Source organism: Streptomyces sp. NPDC014656, from assembly GCF_043084305.1.
In the GTDB taxonomy this organism is placed as follows: Bacteria; Actinomycetota; Actinomycetes; order Streptomycetales; family Streptomycetaceae; genus Streptomyces.
Genome location: NZ_JBIBZN010000004.1, coordinates 197142 through 217074 on the forward strand (window position 1 = coordinate 197142; position 19933 = coordinate 217074).

Annotated in this window: 16 protein-coding genes; 6 read left to right on the forward strand and 10 right to left on the reverse strand. The window is 74.7% G+C overall.

The window, feature by feature from the left end:
- Positions 1-150: 150 nt before the first annotated feature.
- Entirely contained in the window at positions 151-1578 is a 1428-nt protein-coding gene (gene pyk / locus ACF1ED_RS11600; RefSeq protein WP_391759089.1) for a pyruvate kinase, read from the reverse strand.
- Between the two features lie 147 nt (positions 1579-1725).
- Positions 1726-2409: an SIMPL domain-containing protein gene (locus ACF1ED_RS11605; RefSeq protein WP_391759091.1), complete on the reverse strand. Its 684-nt coding sequence runs from the start codon at positions 2407-2409 to the stop codon at positions 1726-1728.
- 147 nt (positions 2410-2556) lie between these two features.
- Between ACF1ED_RS11605 and ACF1ED_RS11610 the strand changes: the two genes are divergently transcribed.
- Positions 2557-4353, forward strand: coding sequence for a bifunctional metallophosphatase/5'-nucleotidase (locus ACF1ED_RS11610; RefSeq protein ID WP_391759093.1), 1797 nt, complete (start codon positions 2557-2559; stop codon positions 4351-4353).
- Between the two features lie 2 nt (positions 4354-4355).
- Here the strand turns inward: ACF1ED_RS11610 and ACF1ED_RS11615 are convergent, their stop codons facing one another.
- The 6 genes from ACF1ED_RS11615 to ACF1ED_RS11640 all read right to left on the reverse strand — a co-directional run bounded on the left by ACF1ED_RS11615 (position 4356) and on the right by ACF1ED_RS11640 (position 12079).
- The gene (locus ACF1ED_RS11615) at positions 4356-5783 is read right to left on the reverse strand and encodes a lysine N(6)-hydroxylase/L-ornithine N(5)-oxygenase family protein (RefSeq protein ID WP_391759095.1); all 1428 of its coding nucleotides are present in this window, start codon (positions 5781-5783) and stop codon (positions 4356-4358) included.
- Positions 5780-7177, reverse strand: a complete 1398-nt coding sequence (locus ACF1ED_RS11620; RefSeq protein ID WP_391759097.1) for a pyridoxal phosphate-dependent decarboxylase family protein — start codon at positions 7175-7177, stop codon at positions 5780-5782. The genes ACF1ED_RS11615 and ACF1ED_RS11620 overlap by 4 nt, the downstream gene beginning before the upstream one ends.
- Before the next feature lie 101 nt (positions 7178-7278).
- Positions 7279-9765 (reverse strand): aminopeptidase N, encoded by a 2487-nt coding sequence (gene pepN, locus ACF1ED_RS11625; protein ID WP_391759099.1) that lies wholly within the window; start codon positions 9763-9765, stop codon positions 7279-7281.
- Positions 9766-9823: 58 nt separating this feature from the next.
- Positions 9824-10813, reverse strand: coding sequence for an asparaginase domain-containing protein (locus ACF1ED_RS11630; protein ID WP_391759101.1), 990 nt, complete (start codon positions 10811-10813; stop codon positions 9824-9826).
- 40 nt (positions 10814-10853) lie between these two features.
- Complete coding sequence (locus ACF1ED_RS11635; RefSeq protein WP_391759103.1) at positions 10854-11180, reverse strand: chorismate mutase; 327 nt, start codon at positions 11178-11180, stop codon at positions 10854-10856.
- Between the two features lie 11 nt (positions 11181-11191).
- Positions 11192-12079 (reverse strand): AraC family transcriptional regulator, encoded by an 888-nt coding sequence (locus tag ACF1ED_RS11640; protein WP_391759105.1) that lies wholly within the window; start codon positions 12077-12079, stop codon positions 11192-11194.
- 95 nt (positions 12080-12174) lie between these two features.
- On the opposite strand from ACF1ED_RS11640, the gene ACF1ED_RS11645 reads away from it, so the two are divergent.
- A complete protein-coding gene (locus ACF1ED_RS11645) occupies positions 12175-13953 on the forward strand; it encodes a beta-galactosidase (protein ID WP_391759107.1) in 1779 nt (592 codons plus the stop codon).
- 64 nt (positions 13954-14017) lie between these two features.
- On the opposite strand, the gene ACF1ED_RS11650 is transcribed toward ACF1ED_RS11645, so the two are convergent.
- The gene (locus tag ACF1ED_RS11650) at positions 14018-14803 is read right to left on the reverse strand and encodes a S1 family peptidase (protein ID WP_391759109.1); all 786 of its coding nucleotides are present in this window, start codon (positions 14801-14803) and stop codon (positions 14018-14020) included.
- Between the two features lie 193 nt (positions 14804-14996).
- Here ACF1ED_RS11650 and ACF1ED_RS11655 point away from each other — a divergent pair, with 193 nt between their 5' ends.
- From ACF1ED_RS11655 to ACF1ED_RS11670, 4 genes are all read left to right on the forward strand, one after another.
- Positions 14997-15902 carry a hypothetical protein gene (locus tag ACF1ED_RS11655; protein ID WP_391759111.1) on the forward strand — a complete coding sequence of 302 codons (906 nt, stop codon included), beginning with the start codon at positions 14997-14999 and terminating at the stop codon, positions 15900-15902.
- A gap of 42 nt (positions 15903-15944) precedes the next feature.
- The gene (locus ACF1ED_RS11660) at positions 15945-16703 is read left to right on the forward strand and encodes a class I SAM-dependent methyltransferase (protein WP_391759113.1); all 759 of its coding nucleotides are present in this window, start codon (positions 15945-15947) and stop codon (positions 16701-16703) included.
- Between the two features lie 52 nt (positions 16704-16755).
- Positions 16756-18225, forward strand: a complete 1470-nt coding sequence (locus tag ACF1ED_RS11665; protein ID WP_391759115.1) for an ankyrin repeat domain-containing protein — start codon at positions 16756-16758, stop codon at positions 18223-18225.
- A gap of 140 nt (positions 18226-18365) precedes the next feature.
- On the forward strand, positions 18366-19256 hold the full coding sequence (locus tag ACF1ED_RS11670; RefSeq protein WP_391759117.1) for a tyrosine-protein phosphatase: 891 nt from the start codon (positions 18366-18368) through the stop codon (positions 19254-19256).
- Between the two features lie 57 nt (positions 19257-19313).
- On the opposite strand, the gene ACF1ED_RS11675 is transcribed toward ACF1ED_RS11670, so the two are convergent.
- Entirely contained in the window at positions 19314-19931 is a 618-nt protein-coding gene (locus ACF1ED_RS11675; protein ID WP_391759119.1) for a TetR/AcrR family transcriptional regulator, read from the reverse strand.
- Positions 19932-19933 lie beyond the last annotated feature (2 nt).

Sequence of the window (19933 nt, forward strand, 5' to 3'; positions counted from 1 at the left end):
AGCCGCCTCCCGTCCGACGGGGCGTGGTTCTCGCCGGGAGTCCTCGTCGAGGTTTCCGGGGACGTCCCTTCCCTCCGGTACTCCCTATGGCCCGGGAGCACGAGGGCCCCGCCACCAAGCGCGGGTGGCGGGGCTCTTTTCGGCGTGCCGTCAGGAGAGCGGCTCTCCGATGTGGTGGACGCGGACCAGGTTGGTCGAGCCCGAGACACCGGGCGGGGAGCCGGCCGTGATCACCACGACGTCGCCCTTCGCGCAGCGCCCGATGCGGAGCAGCTCCTCGTCGACCTGCGCGACCATGGCGTCCGTGGAGTCGACGTGCGGGCCGAGGAAGGTCTCGACGCCCCAGGTGAGGTTGAGCTGCGAGCGGGTCGCCGGGTCCGGCGTGAAGGCGAGCAGCGGAATCGGCGAGCGGTAGCGGGAGAGCCGCCGCACGGTGTCGCCGGACTGCGTGAAGGCGACCAGGAACTTCGCGCCGAGGAAGTCGCCCATCTCGGCGGCGGCACGGGCCACCGCGCCGCCCTGGGTGCGCGGCTTGTTCCGCTCGGTCAGCGGCGGCAGGCCCTTGGCGAGGACGTCCTCCTCCGCGGCCTCGACGATCCGGCTCATGGTGCGGACCGTCTCGATCGGGTGGCGGCCCACGCTGGTCTCGCCGGAGAGCATCACGGCGTCGGTGCCGTCGATGACGGCGTTGGCCACGTCGGAGGCCTCGGCGCGGGTGGGCCGGGAGTTGTCGATCATGGAGTCGAGCATCTGGGTGGCGACGATGACCGGCTTGGCGTTCCGCTTGGCGAGCTTGACCGCGCGCTTCTGGACGATCGGCACCTGCTCCAGCGGCATCTCGACGCCGAGGTCGCCGCGGGCGACCATGATGCCGTCGAAGGCGGCGACGATCTCCTCGATGTTCTCGACCGCCTGCGGCTTCTCGATCTTGGCGATGACCGGGAGGCGGCGGCCCTCCTCGTCCATGATCCGGTGGACGTCCTCGATGTCCCGGGCGGAGCGGACGAAGGAGAGGGCGATGACGTCGGCACCGGTGCGCAGCGCCCAGCGGAGGTCCTCGACGTCCTTCTCGGAGAGCGCCGGGACGGAGACCGCGACGCCCGGCAGGTTGAGCCCCTTGTGGTCCGAGACCATGCCGCCCTCGACGACCCGGGTGCGCACCCGGGGCCCGTCGACGGAGGTGACCTCCAGGGTGACGCGTCCGTCGTCGACGAGGATCCGCTCACCGGCGGTGACGTCCGCCGCCAGGCCGGAGTAGGTGGTGCCGCAGCAGTGGCGGTCGCCCTCCGCCGGCTCGACGGTGATGGTGAAGTCGTCGCCGCGTTCAAGGAGTACCGGACCCTCGCGGAAGCGGCCGAGCCGGATCTTCGGGCCTTGAAGGTCGGCGAGGACCCCGACGCTGCGGCCGGTCTCGTCGGCCGCCTTGCGGACCCGCTGGTAACGCTCCTCGTGCTCGGCGTAGGTGCCGTGGCTGAGGTTGAGGCGGGCCACGTCCATTCCGGCCTCGATCAATGCCTTGATCTGGTCGTATGTTTCGGTGGCGGGCCCAAGGGTACAAACGATTTTCGCTCGGCGCATGAGGCGAGCCTAGGGCCTTACCCATCAGTAGCCGGTGGGTCCCGCATGACTACTCAACAACCTTTCCATGAAACGCTGTTGACAAGACTTGAATCTGTGCGCCGGACTGCTCCGATGAGCGTTTTCCGCGCCTCGGGGCCCCTCGTCTCAGAGTGCGGGCGGCAGCATCGTGAAGCGCGCGACGACCTCGGCGGTCACCGTCCGGCGCTGCGGTTCGAGGTCGAGGGAGGGCGCCCCGCCGGCGCCCTCCTCGGCGAAGGCCGCGGACACCGGGAAGAAGCCGCCGCCCCGTCCCACACCCGGCTCGGGCAGCCCGGCGTCCGACAGTTCGAGGAGTGAGCCCAGCGAGGTGCCCAGCGCCTGCGCGTAGGAGCGCGCCCGCCGCACCGCCTCCGTCACCGCGAGCCGGCGCGCCTCCCCGTACGCCTCCGAGTCCTGGCGCAGCTCCCACCACGGGCCGTTCACCTCGACCTGGTCCCGGTCGGCGAGTTGGGCCACCAGCTCGCCGAGGGCGGCGAAGTCGGTGAGTTCGGTGGTGATCCGCACGTGCCCCCGGTGGATCCTCGGCTGCTCGCCCTTCCCCCGGCGGGGCCGCTCCGGGGCGATCGAGAGGCCGCCCGTCTCCAGCTTCGCCACGGCCGCCCCGCGCGCCCTGATCAGATCGAGGACCTCGGCGTTGCGCCGGGTCAGGTCCGCGAGCACGGGGGCCCGGTCGACGCCGCGCGCGGAGACGGTCACCGCGATGCGGGCCAGCTCCGGCTCGACCTCGATCAGGCCCTCCCCGCGGACCGTCACCTGCGGCGCCCCGGGGGTGGGGTGGGGGTGCGTCATGGCGTGCTCCTCCGGACCGGGGATCGGTGGCATACGAACACTTTCCCACTCCGTAACCCGAAAGGACTGTTCCCGGCGAAAGGTCTGAGCCAGAATCTACGCGCGTTGTGCACCCGAAGCAGCGCCACGGAACAAGGAGAGACACACATGCCGCTGAACCGCCGGACCTTCCTGGAGAGCTCCGCCGCCCTCGGAGCCGGGGCCGCCCTCACCGCCGGGGTCGCCGCTCCCGCCGAGGCCCGCGGTGCCCGCCCCAAGCCGGCCAAGCGGTACTCCTTCACCGTCATGGGCACCACCGACCTGCACGGGAACGTCCTCAACTGGGACTACTTCACGGACAAGGAGTTCGACGACAAGGCCCACAACGACGTCGGCCTCGCCAAGATCTCCACCCTGGTGAACCAGGTCCGCGCCGCCAAGGGCCGCCGCAACACCCTCCTCATCGACGCCGGCGACACCATCCAGGGCACCCAGCTCTCGTACTACTACGCCAAGATCGACCCCATCACGAAGGCCGGCGGCCCGGTCCACCCGATGGCCCAGGCCATGAACGCCATCGGCTACGACGCCGCCGCGCTCGGCAACCACGAGTTCAACTACGGCATCCCGGTGCTGCGGAAGTTCGAGGAGCAGTGCGACTTCCCGCTGCTCGGCGCGAACGCGCTCGACGCGAAGACCCTGCGCCCGGCCTTCCCGCCGTACAGCTTCCACCGCCTGCGCACCCCGCACGGCAAGGACGTCAAGGTCGCGGTGCTCGGCCTGACCAACCCCGGCATCGCCATCTGGGACAAGGCCAACGTCAGCGGGAAGATGGTCTTCCCCGGCCTGGAGGAGCAGGCCGCGAAGTGGGTGCCGAAGCTGCGCTCGATGGGCGCCGACGTCGTGGTCGTCTCCGCGCACTCCGGCTCCAGCGGCACCTCCTCGTACGGTGACCAGCTCCCGCACGTCGAGAACGCCGCCGGCCTCGTCGCCGAGCAGGTCCCCGGCATCGACGCGATCCTCGTCGGCCACGCCCACACCGAGATCCCCGAGTACCGGATCGCCAACAAGGAGACCGGCGAGGAGGTCGTCCTCTCCGAGCCGCTGAAGTGGGGCCAGCGCCTCACCCTCTTCGACTTCGACCTCGTGTGGGCCGGGGGCCGCTGGACGGTGGAGAAGGTCGCCGCCCAGGTCCTCAACTCCAACACCGTCGAGGAGGACCCGGAGATCACCGGCCTCCTCGCCGACGAGCACAAGAAGGTCGTCGAGTACGTCAACACGGTCATCGGCACCTCCACCGCCGCCATGACCACGGCCGACGCGCCGTGGAAGGACGAGCCGATCATCGACCTGATCAACGTCGTCCAGGCCGAGACCGTGAAGGCCGCGCTGGCCGGCGGCGCGTACGCCTCCCTGCCGGTGCTCTCGCAGGCCTCCTGCTTCTCCCGCACGGCCCGCATCCCGTCCGGCGAGATCACCATCAAGGACGCCGCCGGGCTCTACCCCTTCGAGAACACCCTGGAGGCCCGCCTGATGACGGGCGCCCAGCTGAAGGAGTACCTGGAGTACTCGGCGAAGTACTACGTCCAGACCCCGGCGGGCGCCCCCGTCGACACCGCGAAGCTCACCAACGCGGACAACACCCCGGACTACAACTACGACGCCGTCTCCGGGCTGACGTACGACATCGACATCGCCAAGCCGGCCGGGCAGCGGATCACCGGCCTGTCCTTCGAGGGCCGGCCGCTGGACCCGGCCGCGAAGTTCGTCCTCGCCGTCAACAACTACCGCGCCAGCGGCGGCGGCGCCTTCCCGCACGTCGCCGGGGCCGAGCAGCTGTGGGCGAACTCGGACGAGATCCGCAACACGATCATCCAGTGGGTGCGGGCCAAGGGCACGGTCGACCCGGGGCGGTTCGCCTCGGTGGACTGGAGGCTGACCCGGGACGGCGTGCCCGTCTTCTAGCCTCAGCTCTGCACGAGGGGCGTCAGCTTCCGGTCCTGGGACGGGAAGCTCGGCGCCTCTCGCGCGTCCAGGCCGAAGCTGGTGAAGGCGGTCCGGCGCGGCAGCGGATACGGCTCCTTGCCGGTGACCGCGTTGAGGATGACCGCGCTGCGCCAGGCCGCCAGGCCCAGGTCGGGGGCGCCCACGCCGTGGGTGTGGCGCTCCGCGTTCTGCACGTGGACCGCCCCGGTCACCGAGGGGTCGAGGACCAGCCGGTAGTGCTCGTCGATCCTCGCCCGGCCCGCCGCGTCGTGCCGCAGGTACGGGTCGAGGCCGGCCAGCATCCGGTCGACCGGGCGCTCCCGGTAGCCGGTGGCGAGGACGACGGCGTCCGTGGTGAGCCGGGAACGGGTCCCCTGCTGGACGTGCTCCAGGTGCAGCTCGACCTGGGTGGTGGCGACCCGGCCGGCCGTGCGGACCCGGACGCCGGGGGTGAGGACGGCGTCCGGCCAGCCGCCGTGCAGCGTGCGGCGGTACAGCTCGTCGTGCACGGCGGCGATGGTCTCCGCGTCGATGCCCTTGTGCAACTGCCACTGGCGGGGCACGAGTTCGCCCCGGACCGGCTCCGGCAGGGCGTGGAAGTAGCGGGTGTAGTCGGGGGTGAAGTGCTCCAGGCCCAGCTTCGAGTACTCCATCGGCGCGAAGGCCTCGGTGCGGGAGAGCCAGCTGATCCGCTCGGCGCCCGCCGGACGGGCCCGGAGCAGGTCGAGGAAGACCTCGGCGCCGGACTGGCCGGAGCCGATGACGGTGACGTGCCCGGCGGCGAGCAGCGACTCCCGGTGCGCGAGGTAGTCGGCGGCGTGGACCACCGGCACGCCGGGGGCCTCGGCGAGCGGGCGCAGCGGCTCGGGGACGTACGGCTCGGTGCCGACGCCCAGGACCACGTTCCGGGTGTAGGCGCGGCCCAGCGCGGCGGCCTCGCCGTCCGGGTCGAGCTGGGTGAAGTCGACCTCGAAGAGCCGGCGCTCGGGGTTCCAGCGGACCGAGTCGACCTGGTGGCCGAAGTGGAGGCCGGGCAGCCGTTCGCTGACCCAGCGGCAGTAGGCGTCGTACTCGGCGCGCTGGATGTGGAACTTCTCCGCGAAGTAGAAGGGGAAGAGGCGCTCGCGGCTGCGCAGGTAGTTGAGGAAGGACCAGGGGCTGGCCGGGTCGGCGAGGGTCACCAGGTCCGCGAGGAAGGGCACCTGGAGGGTGGCGCCCTCGATGAGCAGGCCGGGGTGCCAGTGGAAGGCCGGGCGCTGCTCGAAGAAGGTGGCGGCGAGTCCGCCGGGGACGCCGTCGGCGAGGGCGGCGAGCGAGAGGTTGAACGGGCCGATGCCGACGCCCACCAGGTCGTGCGGGCGGTCGAGGTCCTGCTGGGGGGTGCCCTGCTGAGGGGTGCTGCCGGTCATCGGTCGGTGCTGCCTTCCACGAGTGCTGCGGTCTCCACCACGAGGGCGATGAGCTGGGCCAGGTCGTCGGGGGTGGTGTGGGGGTTGAGGAGGGTGGCCTTGAGCCAGAGCCGGCCGTCCGCGCGGGCGCGGCCGAGGACGGCCCGGCCGCCGGCGAGGAGCCGGCGGCGGACCCCGGCGACCGCCGCGTCGTCGGCGCCGGCCGGGCGGAAGAGGACGGTGGTGAGGACGGGCCGGTCCCGCAGTTCGAGCTCCGGGCTCTTCTCCACCAGGTCGGCCAGGTCCCGGGCGTGCTCCACGCAGAGGTCCACCAGGGCGCCGAGGCCGGTCCTGCCGAGGGCGCGCAGGGTGACGGCGGCCTTGAGGACGTCGGGGCGGCGGGTGGTGCGCAGGGAGCGGCCGAGGAGGTCGGGGAGGCCGGCCTCGGTGTCGTCGCCGGCGTTGAGGTAGTCGGCGGTGTGGGCGAGGGCGGCGAGGTCGCCGGCCTCGCGGACGGTGAGGAGTCCGGCGGCGACCGGCTGCCAGCCGAGCTTGTGCAGGTCGAGGGTGACGGTGCGGGCCCGGTCCAGGCCGTCCAGGAGGTGCCGGTGGGCGCGGCTGAACAGGAGCGGTCCGCCGTAGGCCGCGTCGACGTGCAGGTCGGCGCCGTGCGCGGCGCAGGCGTCGGCCAGCGCGGGCAGCGGGTCGATCAGGCCCTCGTCGGTGGTGCCGGCGGTGGCGGCGAGGAGGACGGGCCCGTCCTGCGCGGCGAGGACCCGGGCGGTGGCCTCGGGGTCGAGGAGGCCGCGCGGGGTGGGGACGGTGACCGGCTCGGGGAGGCCGAGGAGCCAGGCGGCGCGGCGGACGGAGTGGTGGGCGGCGGCGCCGGTGACGGTGGTGAGGCGGGGGCCGTGCCGCTCCCGGGCGAGGAGCAGCGCGAGCTGGTTGGACTCGGTGCCGCCGGTGGTGACGAGCGCGTCGGGGCGGTCGGCCGCCGGGTGGACCTCGGCGGCGAGCGCGGCGGTGACCTCCGCCTCCAGGGCGGAGGCGGCCGGGGCCTGGTCCCAGGAGTCCATCGAGGGGTTGAGCGCGGCGGCGGCCAGGTCGGCGGCGGCGGCGAGCGCGAGCGGCGGGGTGTGCAGATGGGCGGCGCAGAGCGGGTGCGCGGGATCGGCGGCGCCGGCGGCGACCAGGTGCACCAGGGTGCGCAGCGCCTCGTCCGGTCCGGTCCCGGTCTCGGGGAGCACGTCCCCGAGGGTGGCGCGCACCCGTGCCGCGACCGCTTCGGGCCCGCCGGCCGGCAGCGGCCCGCCCCGTTCCTCCGCTCCGGTGCGCAGTGCGTCCAGGGCGGTGCCGAGGAGGCGGCTGAGCGGGGTGGGCTGGGCGGCGAGGGGGGGCGGGGGTGCGGCACGCATGGACGACAGCGTGCCGGGGCCGGCGCGCCCCTGTCCGGGGAGTCGCCGGTTGTGACCCGAACGGGGGACGGCACCTTGGCGTGAGGTGCCGTCCCGGTGGTTCAGCCCCGGCGGACGCGCAGGGCGCGGGCGAGGTCGTCGAGCTGGTCGACGAGCTTGCGGTGGAGGGCCGGGAGCATGGTGCCCTCGGCGAGGCGGCGCTCGCCGAGGGCGAGGGAGGCGGCGTCGACCGCGTGGGCGGGGAAGGCGTGGCGGCCGGCGGCCTCGGCCATGGCGGGGCCGCGGCGGTCGCCGAGGGCGATGGCCGCGTCGTAGAAGCGGTCGACGTACTCCCTCACCAGCTCGGCCTGTTCGGGCTGCCAGAAGCCGAGGGCGGTGGCGGTGAAGAGGTAGTTCGACAGGTCGTCGGAGTCGAACATGGCCGCCCAGGCCGCCGCCTTGGCGGCCTGGTCCGGGAGCGCGGCGCGGCAGCGGGCCGCGCCCTCCTGGCCGGTGGCGCTGGGGTCGCGCGTCAGCTCGGCCGCGATGGCGGCCTCGTCGGTGGCGCCGAGGACGGCGAGCCGGGCGAGGATGCGCCAGCGCAGCTCCGGGTCGAGCTCGGGGCCGCCGTGGACGGTGCCCTCGTCGAGCCAGGAGGCGATCTGGTCGGGGGTGGTGGCGCTGTCGATCAGGGCGCGGACGGCGGTGAGGCGCAGGCCGGGGTCGTCGCCGTCCTCGGTGCGGCGGAGGAAGGAGCGGGCGATCTCGCGGAGGGTGGCGAGGGCGGCGGGGCGCTCCTCCCCGGCGACGTACCGGTCGGCGATCTGCTGCCGGGCGAAGGCCAGGACGCCCTGGACGATGCCGAGTTCGGTCTCCTCGGGGAGGTGGGCGAGGGCGGTCTCCAGGTAGGCGGCGGGCTCCAGTTCCCCGTCGCGGACCATGTCCCGGAGGCTGTTCCAGATCACGGCGCGGGTGAGCGGGTCGGGGACGCGGGAGAGGCCGCGGAGGGCGGACTCCCGGGAGACCTCGTCGAAGCGGAGCTTGGCGTAGGTGTGGTCGCCGTCGTTGAGGACGACGAGGGCGGGGCGGGGGCCGGTGAGGCGGGTGGGCTCCTGCTGCGGGACGTCGATCCAGGCGCGCTCGCGCAGGGCGAGTTCGCCGTCGGGGCGGCGGTCGTAGACCCCGGCCTCGATGCGGTGGGGGCGGCCGCCGGCGTGCTCGACGGCGAGGTCCCAGCGGCCGGCCTCGCCGGTGAGGCGGGGGGTGAGGGTGTCGACGCCGGTGGTGCGGAGCCACCGCTCGGCCCAGGCGTGGACGTCGCGGTCGGTGGCGGCGGCGAGGTTGTCGATGAAGTCGGCGAGGGTGGCGTTGCCGAACCGGTGCCGCTTGAAGTGGATGTTGATGCCGGCGAGGAAGTCCTCCTCGCCGAGCCAGGCGACGAGCTGGCGCAGGGCGGAGGCGCCCTTGGCGTAGGAGATGCCGTCGAAGTTGAGGAGGGCGGAGGCGGTGTCGGGGACGGCCTCGGGGTCGGGGGCCACGGGGTGGGTGGAGGGGCGCTGGTCGGCGTCGTACCCCCAGGCCTTGCGGGCGACGCCGAAGTCGATCCAGGTGTCGGCGAAGAGGTCGGAGCAGGCCTCGTTGACGGTCTGGTAGCCCATGTACTCGGCGAAGGACTCGTTCAGCCAGATGTCGTCCCACCAGCGGAGGGTGACGAGGTCGCCGAACCACATGTGGGCCATCTCGTGGGCGATGACCATGGCGCGGGTCATCCGCTCGGTGGCGGTGACGGCGGAGCGGAAGACGAACTCGTCGCGGAAGGTGACGAGGCCGGGGTTCTCCATGGCGCCGGGGTTGAACTCGGGGACGAAGGCCTGGTCGTAGGAGTCGAAGGGGTAGGGCTCGTCGAACTTCTCGTGGAAGCGGTCGAAGCAGGCCTTGGTGACGGCGATGATCTCGTCGGCGTCGGCGTCGAGGTGGGGGGCGAGCGAGCGGCGGCAGTGGATGCCGAAGGGCAGTCCGGCGTGCTCGGTGCGGACCGAGTGCCAGGGGCCGGCGGCGACGCAGACGAAGTAGGTGGAGAGCGGCTGGGTGGGGGCGGCCTTCCAGCGGCCGTCGTCCTGGCGCTCGGTGACGGCGTTGGTGAGGACGGTCCAGCCCTCGGGGGCGGTGACGGTGAGCTCGAAGACGGCCTTGAGGTCGGGCTGGTCGAAGGCGGCGAAGACGCGCTGGACGTCCTCCATGAAGAGCTGGGTGTAGACGTAGGACTCGCCGTCGGTGGGGTCGAGGAAGCGGTGCATGCCCTCGCCGGTGTGCGAGTAGCGCATGGTGGCGGTGACGGCCAGCTCGTGCTCGCCCTCGGTGAGGTTCAGCGCGAGCCGGTTCCCGGTGAGGTCCGCGGGGTCGAGCGGCTTGCCGTCGAGGGTGGCGGAGTGCAGGGCGTCCGGCTTGACTTCGACGAAGGTGTCCCCGGCGGCGCGGGCCGTGAAGCGGATGAGGCTGGTGGACAGGAAGGTCTCGTCGCCGGTGGTGAGGTCGAGGTCCACCGTGTAGTGGTGGACGTCGAGCAGCTGGGCACGGGTCTGCGCTTCGTCGCGCGTCAGTACGGACATGGGCCCTATGCTGCCCGATCGCCCGGTCGGCGGGCAGGGGTGGTGCCGAAAGGGGCCGTCAGGCGAGGCCGGTGCCGTCGAGGTGGGCGAAGGCGGCGGTGATCCGGGGCCGGTCGTAGCCGGCGGGTCCCGCGGCGCCGCTGGAGACGAGGGCGGCGAGCAGGAGCCGGGCCTTGGCGGGGTGGAGCGGGCCGGCCGGGATCAGGCCGTGGTGGAGGAGGTCGTACTCGGAGCCGGGGCCGCGGTAGGTGTCGCTGAGGCCGGTGCCCGCTCCGGTGCGGGAGGCGAGGACGACCGGGACGCGGCGGGCGATCGCGGCGAGGGGCTCGACGAGCCAGGAGGGGGCGTGGCCGGCGCCGAAGGCGGCGACGACGAGGCCCTGGAAGCGGTCGTCGACGGCGGAGAGGAGTTCGCCGCGGTCGCCGAGGCCGAGGGTGACCAGGGCGATCCGGACCGCGGGGTCGTAGGAGAGCCGGCAGGGCGCGGTGGGCACGGCGGGGCGGAGCAGGAGCCGCGGGGTGCCCTCGACGACGGTGCCGAGGGGGCCCGCGCCGGGCGAGGCGAAGGTGGCGACCGAGGTGGTGTGGGTCTTGCGGGCGTGCCGGGCGGCGTGGATCTCGTCGGCGAGGACGACGAGGACGCCGAGGCCCCGGCAGGCGGGGTCGGCGGCGACGGCGAGGGCGGCGGCGAGGTTGGCGGGGCCGTCGGCGCCGGGGAGGTCGGCGCGGCGCATGGCGCCGGTGACGGCGATGGGGGCCCGCTCGGTGGGGCAGAGCAGGTCGAGGAGGAAGGCGGTCTCCTCCAGGGTGTCGGTGCCCTGGACGACGACGACGCCGGAGCCGGCGGCGACGGTCTCGTTCACCTCGGCGGCGAGGGCGGCGAGGTCCTCGGGGGCGAGGGAGGATGAGGGGAGCCGGCGGAAGTCGCGCAGCTCGACGTCCTCGGGGGCGCCGAGGGCGGCGAGGACCTCGGGCCCGGTCATGCGGGCCGCGTCGCCGCCGCGCGCGGAGATGGTGCCGCCGAGGGTGAAGACCGTGACGCGGGCCATCAGCGTGCTCCGTCCGTGACGGTCTTGGCGGGGTGTGCCATCAGCGTGTTCCGTCCGCGATCGTCTCGTGGTGGCGGATGACCTCGGCGATGATGAAGTTGAGGAGCTTCTCGGCGAAGGCCGGGTCCAGCCGGGCGCTCTCGGCGAGTTCGCGCAGCCGGGCGATCTGGCGGGCCTCGCGGGCCGGGTCGGCGGGCGGCAGCTGGTGCTCGGCCTTGAGGACGCCGACCTGCTGGGTGCACTTGAAGCGTTCGGCGAGCATGTGGACGACGGCGGCGTCGATGTTGTCGATCGACTCGCGCAGCCGGGTCAGCTCGGCTCGGACGGCGGGGTCGATGGCGCTGGAGTCGTTCGGGGTGTCGCTCATGGTCAGCGAGCCTATCCGGAGTCTCCGGTGAGGGTCGGGGGGTGTTCGGGATCCGGTACGCGGTCGCTCCAGCCGCCGTGGACGGCGCGGCCCTGCTGCTCGCGGAAGCGGACGGGGGCGAGTCCGACCCTTCGGGTGAAGAGCCGGGAGAAGTAGGCGGGGTCGTCGTAGCCGACGCGGCGGGCGACGGAGGCGACGGGCAGCTCGGTGGCGGCGAGGAGTTCCTTGGCGCGGCCGAGGCGGACGGTGAGCAGGTAGTCCTTGGGGCTGCACCCGGCGGCGCGGCGGACGGCGGTGCGCAGCTCGGCGGCGGTCATGCCGTGCCGGGCGGCGTGTTCGGCGACGGAGAGCGGCTGGAAGGCGTCGCGGGCGAGGCCGGTGAGGACGGGGTCGCCGTCGGCGTCGGTGTCGGCGCGGCCGCGGCGCAGGGCGACGAGGAGTTCGTGGACGGCGGCGGCGGTCTCGACCTCCAGGAGCGGGTTGCCGGGGCGGGCGGCGCGGGCGATGCGGCCGATGGCGGCGCGGGCGGGGCCGGCGTCGGCGAGGGGGACGACGGGCCGGTCGGGTTCGATGTAGCCGAGTTCGGTGTAGGTGGCGGCGGCGGGTCCGGTGAAGTCGACGAAGGACTCGTCCCAGCCGGTGGCGGGGTCGGCGCCGTAGTGGTGGGGGACGCCGGGGGTGAGCCAGAGCAGGGCGGGGGCGGCGACGGGGGTGCGGCGGCCGTCGGCGGAGCGGTACCAGCCGCCGCCGGCGGAGACGAGGACGGCGACGTGGTGGTCGAGGGTGCGGGGGCCGACGACGGGGAGGCGGCCGTGCTGGAGTCCGACGCCGAGGCAGACCAGGCCGAGGCGATGGTGGACGGGGCCGGGCGTGAAGTAGCGCATCCAGGTGTGGTACATCCGCCGGCCTGCCCTTCCGTCCGTCCTTCTAACGTCCAAACTGCGACGATCTTTGTCCATGGACCGGCTCGCCGCCAGGGGGTGAGGGTGGGGTCATGAGCACGTTCGCTGTGGGTGACGAGGACTTTCTGCTCGACGGGCGGCCGGTGCGGCTGCTGTCGGGGGCGCTGCACTACTTCCGGGTGCACGAGGGGCACTGGGAGCACCGGCTCGGGATGCTGCGGGCGATGGGACTGGACTGCGTCGAGACGTACGTGCCGTGGAACCTGCACGAGCCGGAGCCGGGCCGGTGGGCGGATCCGGAGGCGCTGGGCCGTTTCCTGGACGCGGTGGCGGCGGCGGGGATGCGGGCGATCGTGCGACCGGGGCCGTACATCTGCGCCGAGTGGGAGAACGGCGGGCTGCCGCACTGGGTGACGGGGCCGCTGGGGCGGCGGGTGCGGACCCGGGACCCGGAGTTCCTGGCGCCGGTGGAGCGGTGGTTCCGGCGGCTGCTGCCGCAGGTGGTGGCGCGGCAGGTGGACCGGGGCGGGCCGGTGGTGCTGGTCCAGGTGGAGAACGAGTACGGGAGTTACGGGAGTGACGCCCGCTATCTGGAGTGGCTGGCGGGGCTGCTGCGGGAGTGCGGGGTGACGGTGCCGCTCTTCACCTCGGACGGTCCCGAGGACCACATGCTGACGGGCGGTTCGGTGCCGGGGGTGCCGGCGACGGCGAACTTCGGCTCGGGCGCGGAGGAGGGCTTCGCGGTGCTGCGCCGGCACCGGCCGTCGGGGCCGCTGATGTGCATGGAGTTCTGGTGCGGCTGGTTCGACCACTGGGGCACGGAGCACGCGGCGCGGGACGCGGCGGAGGCGGCGGAGGCGCTGCGGGAGGTCCTGGAGTGCGGGGCGTCGGTGAACGTCTACATGGCGCACGGGGGCTCGAACTTCGGCGGCTGGGCGGGCGCGAACCGGGCCGGGGAGCTGCACGACGGGCGGCTGCTGCCGACGGTGACCTCGTACGACTACGACGCGCCGGTGGACGAGTGGGGGCGGGCGACGGAGAAGTTCCACCGCTTCCGGGAGGTGTTGGCGCCGTACGCGGCGGGTCCGCTGCCAAAGGTGCCGGAGCCGCCGGCCCGGCTGGCGGCGCCGGTGCGGGCGGACCTGGCGGAGTGGGCGGCGCCGGGCGCGGTCCTGGAGGGGCTGGGCGGTGCGGAGGCGGAGTCCGGGGCGCCGCCGACCTTCGAGGAGCTGGGCGTGGACCGGGGCCTGGTGCGGTACCGCTTCGCCGTGCCGGGCCCCCGGCGGCCGTATCCGCTCGCGGTGGCGGGGCTGCGGGACCGGGCGCAGGTGTGGGTGGACGGGGTCTTCGCCGGGGTGCTCACCGAGGAGGACGCGGTGCTGCCGGAGCCGGTGGCGGGCCCGGCCGTGGTGGAGCTGTGGGTGGAGTCGCTGGGCCGGGTGAACTACGGGCCGCGGCTGGCCGAGCCGAAGGGGATCACCGGCGGGCTGCTGCACGAGCGGCAGTACGTGCACGGGGTGCGGGCCCGGGGGCTGCGGCTTGACGCGTTCACGGCGGAGGCGGTGGGCCGGGTGCCGTTCGGGAAGGCGGCGGAGCGCGGCGACGGGCGGGGCCTGTACCGGGCCTCGGTGGAGGTCCCGGGCGCCGGTGACGCGGAGCTGCGGCTGCCGGGCGCGGGCCGGGGCTTCGTCTGGGTGAACGGCTTCTGCCTGGGCCGGTACTGGCCTGCGGCGGGCCCGCAGGAGGGGCTGTTTGTGCCGGGGCCGGTGCTGCGGGAGGGCGCGAACGAGGTGTGGGTGCTGGAGGTGGAGCCCGCGGCGGAGGGGGGCGGGCCGGTGGCCGTGGAGCTGGGCTGTGCGTCTTCGAACTGAATGAGGGGCCCGCGCGCGGAGGGACCCCGGGGCGCTGTGCCGCCCCGGGGCCCCCGTCCGTGGGTTACAGCGTGGCCGCGGCCGACTTGATCGCGGCGGCGAAGGTCGAGACCTCCGTGTAGACGCCGGGGTAGCCGGCCCGCGCGCAGCCCTCGCCCCAGCTCACGATGCCGACCTGGATCCAGGCGCCGGCGTTGTCCTTGCGGAACATCGGGCCGCCGGAGTCGCCCTGGCAGGTGTCGACCCCGCCCTGGCTGTAGCCGGCGCAGATCTCCTCGGACGGGACGAGGTCGCTGCCGTACGCGGACTGGCAGGAGGCGTCCGACACGAAGGGGACGTTGGCCTTGAGGAGGTAGCGCTGCTGCGCGCCGCCCTCGCGGGCCGCGCCCCAGCCGGCCACGGTGAAGGTGCCGCTGTTGTAGGCGGTGGTCTCGGCGATCTTCAGGTTGGGCAGCGAGGTGATGGGGCTGGCGAGCTTGATGAGGGCCCAGTCCTTGCCCTTGCCGTTGTAGCCGGGGGCCTGGAGGACCTTGGTGGAGCGGACCTTGATGGCGCTGCTCGACTGGAGGTCGACGACGCCGGCGGTGGCGGTGATGGAGGTGTTGTTGCCGGAGCCGCTGACGCAGTGGGCGGCGGTGAGGACGATCTGCGGGCTGATCAGGGAGCCGCCGCAGCCCATGGAGAGCCTGACCATCCAGGGGAACTCGCCCTGGGCGGCGCGGGTGCCCCCGACGACCGGGGCGGGGGCCGCGGTGGCGCTGGAGACGGGCTGGAGGCTGAGGGCGGCGAGGGCGACGGCGCCGGCGGCGGCGAGTTTCTGCAGGGTGCGGACGAGCCGGTTCTTCTGCACGGTCTGCCTTCTCTCGTGGGGGGTTCCTGCATGGGGGGTGCGGCCGTGACGGCGGGTCGCGCACGCCCATTGATGACATGCGCCCGTCAAGGCATGTCCGGATTATGGACAACCCTCAACTGCCGCCACAAGGAAGCCTTTTCGGCCAGGCGCCCGAGTCGGACCGTACAGTGGGAGCGGGGGTGGAGCGCGCATGACGGACCGCCACAGGGCCGACCGGGTCGGCGAGGACGCCCACGGGGTGCGGCACGGCTTCCCCCACCGGGAGGCCGTACGGGCCTCGCTCACCGCGCTCTACCGGCGCCTCGGCCCCGACGGCGTCGACCGGTACGCCACCGCCGTGGCCGCCGCCGACGTGTCCCTCTCCCCCGGCGAGGACCCGCTCCTCGGCGCCACCCGGGTGGCCGGGGTCCTGGTGCGCCACCTGCTCCTCCCGGAGGCCCGGATGGTGGTGTCGTTCCGCGCGATGGAGCACGCCGCCACCGTCGAACTCGCCGCGGGGCCCGAGTACTTCGTCGAGCTCAACGAGCGCTTCCGGACCCGCACCCGGGACGTCGGCGCCGCCCTCGCCCACGAGATCACCCACGTCCTGCTGCACCGCCTCGGCCTCGGCTTCCCCGACTCCGGGCGCAACGAGATCCTCACCGACGTGGTGACCACCTACCTGGGCGCGGGCTGGCTGCTTCTCGACGCCTTCCGGCAGGACGGCGCCGAGAGCCAGAAGCTCGGCTACCTGACCCCGGAGGAGTTCGGCTGGGTGCTCGCCCAGCGGGCCGAACGCTTCGGCGAGGACCCCTCTCCCTGGTTCACCAGCGCCGTCGCGTACGACGCCTGGCGGCGGGGCCGGGCCGAGGCCGGGCGGGAGCGGCGGCTGCCCCCGCTGGCCGGGGCCGGCCGGTCGGACCGGCGCCGCTACGCGCGGGAGCGGCGGCTGGGGCGGGCCGCGCCCGGCGCCCCGTACTCCTTCGACGGCGGCGCGCCGGCGAGCTCCGTCGCCTTCCCCTGCCCGGTCTGCCGCCAGCGCCTCCGCGTCCCGGCCGGCCGCGCCCTGCGCGCCCGCTGCCGGCTGTGCGGGACGGTCCTCGACTGCGCCGGGTGAAACATCCGCGACTCCCCCGACCGCCGGTGGCACCATGCGGGGATGACACGGAGTTTCGAGGAGCTGGTGGCGGAGGCCGAGGCGGCCCCGATGGAGGGCTGGGACTTCTCCTGGCTCGACGGGCGGGCCACCGAGGAGCGGCCGTCCTGGGGCTACCAGCGGCTGATGGGCGAGCGGATGGGCGGGGCGGCGGCCGCGCTCGACGTCCAGACCGGCGGCGGCGAGGTGCTGGCCGGGGTGGGGAAGCTGCCGCCGCTGGTGGCGGCCACCGAGTCCTGGCCGCCGAACGTGGCCAAGGCGACCCGGCTGCTGCACCCGCTGGGCGCGGTCGTCGTGCACGACGAGGACGAGCCCCCGCTGCCCTTCGGGGACGCGGCCTTCGACCTGGTCGTCAGCCGCCACCCGGTGACGGTGTGGTGGGACGAGATCGCCCGGGTGCTGCGGCCCGGCGGCACCTACCTCTCCCAGCAGGTGGGCCCGTCCAGCGTCTTCGAGCTGGTCGAGTACTTCCTCGGGCCGCAGCCGGAGGAGGTCCGCCGCGCCCGGCACCCCGAGGACGCCCGGCGGGACGCGGAGGCGGCCGGCCTGGAGGTGGTGGACCTGCGGGCGGAGAGGCTGCGGACCGAGTTCCGGGACGTGGGCGCGGTGGTCTGGTTCCTGCGGAAGGTGATCTGGATGGTGCCCGGCTTCACCGTGGAGGCGTACCGCGACCGGCTGCGCGAACTGCACGAGCGGATCGTCCGGGAGGGCCCCTTCACGGCGCACACCGCCCGCTTCCTCATCGAGGCGCGCAAGCCCTGACCGGACCGGGGCGGATTTGCGCCGGGAGCGGACGGCGGGTCAGGGTCGGCGCATGAGCACGCTGTTCGACGCCATCGGCGCCGGGGACGAGGACGCGGTCGTACGGGCGCTGCGCGGGGGCGCCGACCCGGAGGCCGACGACGACGGGGAGACCGCCCTCTACCGGGCGGCGGTCGCCGACGAGCCGGGGATAGTCCGGCTGCTGCTCGCCGCCGGGGCCGACCCCGGCCGGGCGAGCGGCCCGGACGGCGGCGACCTGCCGCTGTGCGGGGCGGCCTGCGGCGGCCACGCGGGGACCGTGCGGGCGCTGCTCGCGGCGGGCGCCCGCCCCGACCAGGAGGAGGAGTTCGGCTTCACGGCGCTCGCCTGGGCGGTCCGGCTCGGCCACGCGGAGACCGTACGGGCGCTGCTCGACCACGGCGCCGACCCCGACCGCCCCGGCCCCGACGGGCTGACCCCGCTGACCGCCGCGGCCCGGCGCGGCTCCACCGCCTGCGTACGGGCGCTGCTCGACCACGGCGCGCGGGGAGCGGCGCCGGCGCTGCGGGAGGCGCGGCGGTGGATCGGCGTGGACGTGGCGGCCGAGCTGCGGCGCGGGCTGGTCGCCGGGAACGGCGGCGGGGAGACGTACGAGGCCGTGGTCCGGCGGGTCCGGGAGGACGGCGGGGTGACCGTGGTGGTCGAGCTGCTGCGGGAGGACGGCCGGCCCGGGAGCGGCGACGAGCGGCAGACCGGGCACGCGGCCGTCGCGACGCTCCTGGAGGCGGCGCTCGGCCGGCACACCCCGTCCGAGGAGCTGGCCGCGCGGGCGCTGCGCTGCGGGGATCCGGAGCTGGACGACTGGACGACGGCGGTGGCCGAACTCGCCGGGCGGGCCGACGAGGAGACCTTCGTGGCGGCGGCCGCCTGGTGCGCCTACCGCGATCCGCTGCGGCAGGCGTTCGGGGCGCGGGTCCTCGGGGCGCTGCCGGGCTTCGCGGCGAGCGCGGTGCCGGTGCTGCGGCGCCTGGCGGCGGAGGCGGCGGGCACCGCGCGGGAGCCGGTCCTGTCGGTGGTGACGGCGCTGGGGGCGTGCGGGGAGCAGGCGGCGGTGCCGGAGCTGCTGGCCGCCGCGGGCCATCCGGACCCGGAGGTGCGGCGGGCGGTGGCGGGCGCGCTGGCCGGGCTGGTGCCGGCCGGGCACATGGAGGCGCTCGGGGTGCTGCTGGGGCTGAGCCGGGACGGGGACGCGCGGGTGCGGGACTGGGCGGTGCTGGCCCTCGCCGAGCTGCCGGACGACACCCCGCTGGTGCGGGAGGCGCTGGCGGAGCGGCTCGCCGACCCCGATCCGGAGACGGCGGCGGAGGCGGCCCGCGGCCTGGCGATCCGCCAGGACCCGCGGGCGGTGGACGCGCTGGCGGCGGTCCTCGCGGACGGCGACCCCGACGGCGCGCCGCGCGAGACGGCGCTGGCCGCCCTGGAGTTCGTGCGCGACGCCCGGGTCAGGACCCGGCTGGAGTGGATCCCCCCGCGCGGCCGCTGACGGCACGGGCCGCCCGGCCGGCTCCGTGAGGGCCGTGCGCGGCGGACCGGGGCGCCCCGACCCCTCCCGCCCGGTGCCGCCGGGCTGCTACCTTCCCCTCGACGTCACCTAACTAATGTTTGGTGGAAAGGAAGTCCTCCGTGCCCCTGTCGAGACGCGCCCTGCTGAGCACCGCCGGCGCCACCGCCGTCCTGGCCGGGGTCGCCCCTGTGGCCGCGGCCCGCCCCCGGGTCCCCGCCCCGGTCCGCCACATCCCGCTCCAGGGCGCGGTGAACCTCCGTGACCTGGGCGGCCACCCCACCTACGACGGCGCGCGGGTCCGGTACGGCCTCGTCCACCGGAGCGACCACCTCGGGAAGCTCACCGACGCCGACCTGGTCACGCTCGGCGGGCTCGGGCTCGCCCGGGCCGTCGACTTCCGGATCCCCCTGGAGGTCGGGTACGACGGCGCCGACCGGCTCCCCGCCGGAGTGACCGCCGTGGCCCGGCCGGTCACCGACAACGGCCTCTTCGGGCGGCTGACGGCCGCGATCGCCTCGCGCGACCCGGTGCTGCAGGAGCAGATGCTCGGCGGCGGGCGGGCGGCGGCCTTCATGGCGGACGTCTACCGGACCTTCGTCACCGACGCGGCGAACCGGGCGGCCTTCGGCCGGACCCTGCGCGAACTCGCCGCGCCCGGCTCCGGCCCGGTGCTCTACCACTGCACCTCGGGCAAGGACCGCACCGGCTGGACCAGCTGGCTGCTCCTCCGGCTCGTCGGCGTGCCGGAACGATTCGCCACCGAGGACTACCTGGCCTCCAACACGATCCGCGCCGCCCACGACGCCCGCGTCCGCGAGGGCCTCCGGCAGGGCGGCCTGATGCGGAACCCGGAGCTGATCGTGCCCCTCCAGGAGGTCCGCCGGGAGTACCTGGACGCGGCCCTCGACGAGGTGCGCGCCGGCTACGGCGGCCTGTACCGCTATGTGACGGCCGGCCTGGGCCTGGACCTGCGCACCGTCGCGGGTCTGCGGGAGCGGCTGGTCGGCTGACGCGGGCGCGGCGCGGCCCGTGCGGGGGCCGCGCCCGCCCGCGTACGACTCGGGGTGTCAGCCGCCCACGGCGATGCCGTCCAGGACCATCGACAGGTACTGGCGGGCGATCTCCTCGGGGCGGTGCCGGCCGCCCGGCCGGTACCAGGAGGCCGCGACCCAGACGGTGTCGCGGACGAAGCGGTAGGTGAGCCGGACGTCGAGGTCGGCGCGGAACACCCCGTCCGCCACGCCCCGCTCCAGGGTGCCGAGCCACGCCTTCTCGAACCGGCGCTGCGAGTCGGCGAGGTAGTGGAAGCGGGGCAGGTCGGTGAGGTGGCGGGACTCCTTCTGGTAGATGGCGACGGCGGCGCGGTGCCGGTCGATCTCCCGGAAGGACTCGGTGACCAGGGCCTCGATGGTCTCCCGGGGGCCGAGACCGGCGGCGAGGACGGCGTCGTACCCCTCCCAGAGCTCGGTGAGGAAGGTCGAGAGGATCTCGTCGAGCATCGACTCCTTGGAGTCGAAGTGGTAGTAGAGGCTGCCGGCGAGCATGCCGGCGGCGTCCGCGATCTTCCGCACGGTGGTGGCGTTGTAGCCCTGGGCGGCGAACACCTCGGCGGCCGTGTCGAGGAGTTCGCGGCGCCGCTCGGGCGCGGCGGCGTTCGCCTGGTTCTTCTTCTTGGTCGCTGACACCC

What these genes read in the sequence shown, in the direction of transcription:
- pyk (WP_391759089.1), bottom strand. Translation starts at nt 1,578, where the DNA reads ATGCGCCGAGCGAAAATCGTTTGTACCCTTGGGCCCGCCACCGAAACA.
- ACF1ED_RS11605 (WP_391759091.1), bottom strand. Translation starts at nt 2,409, where the DNA reads ATGACGCACCCCCACCCCACCCCCGGGGCGCCGCAGGTGACGGTCCGC.
- ACF1ED_RS11610 (WP_391759093.1), top strand. Translation starts at nt 2,557, where the DNA reads ATGCCGCTGAACCGCCGGACCTTCCTGGAGAGCTCCGCCGCCCTCGGA.
- ACF1ED_RS11615 (WP_391759095.1), bottom strand. Translation starts at nt 5,783, where the DNA reads ATGACCGGCAGCACCCCTCAGCAGGGCACCCCCCAGCAGGACCTCGAC.
- ACF1ED_RS11620 (WP_391759097.1), bottom strand. Translation starts at nt 7,177, where the DNA reads ATGCGTGCCGCACCCCCGCCCCCCCTCGCCGCCCAGCCCACCCCGCTC.
- pepN (WP_391759099.1), bottom strand. Translation starts at nt 9,765, where the DNA reads ATGTCCGTACTGACGCGCGACGAAGCGCAGACCCGTGCCCAGCTGCTC.
- ACF1ED_RS11630 (WP_391759101.1), bottom strand. Translation starts at nt 10,813, where the DNA reads ATGGCCCGCGTCACGGTCTTCACCCTCGGCGGCACCATCTCCGCGCGC.
- ACF1ED_RS11635 (WP_391759103.1), bottom strand. Translation starts at nt 11,180, where the DNA reads ATGAGCGACACCCCGAACGACTCCAGCGCCATCGACCCCGCCGTCCGA.
- ACF1ED_RS11640 (WP_391759105.1), bottom strand. Translation starts at nt 12,079, where the DNA reads ATGTACCACACCTGGATGCGCTACTTCACGCCCGGCCCCGTCCACCAT.
- ACF1ED_RS11645 (WP_391759107.1), top strand. Translation starts at nt 12,175, where the DNA reads ATGAGCACGTTCGCTGTGGGTGACGAGGACTTTCTGCTCGACGGGCGG.
- ACF1ED_RS11655 (WP_391759111.1), top strand. Translation starts at nt 14,997, where the DNA reads ATGACGGACCGCCACAGGGCCGACCGGGTCGGCGAGGACGCCCACGGG.
- ACF1ED_RS11660 (WP_391759113.1), top strand. Translation starts at nt 15,945, where the DNA reads ATGACACGGAGTTTCGAGGAGCTGGTGGCGGAGGCCGAGGCGGCCCCG.
- ACF1ED_RS11665 (WP_391759115.1), top strand. Translation starts at nt 16,756, where the DNA reads ATGAGCACGCTGTTCGACGCCATCGGCGCCGGGGACGAGGACGCGGTC.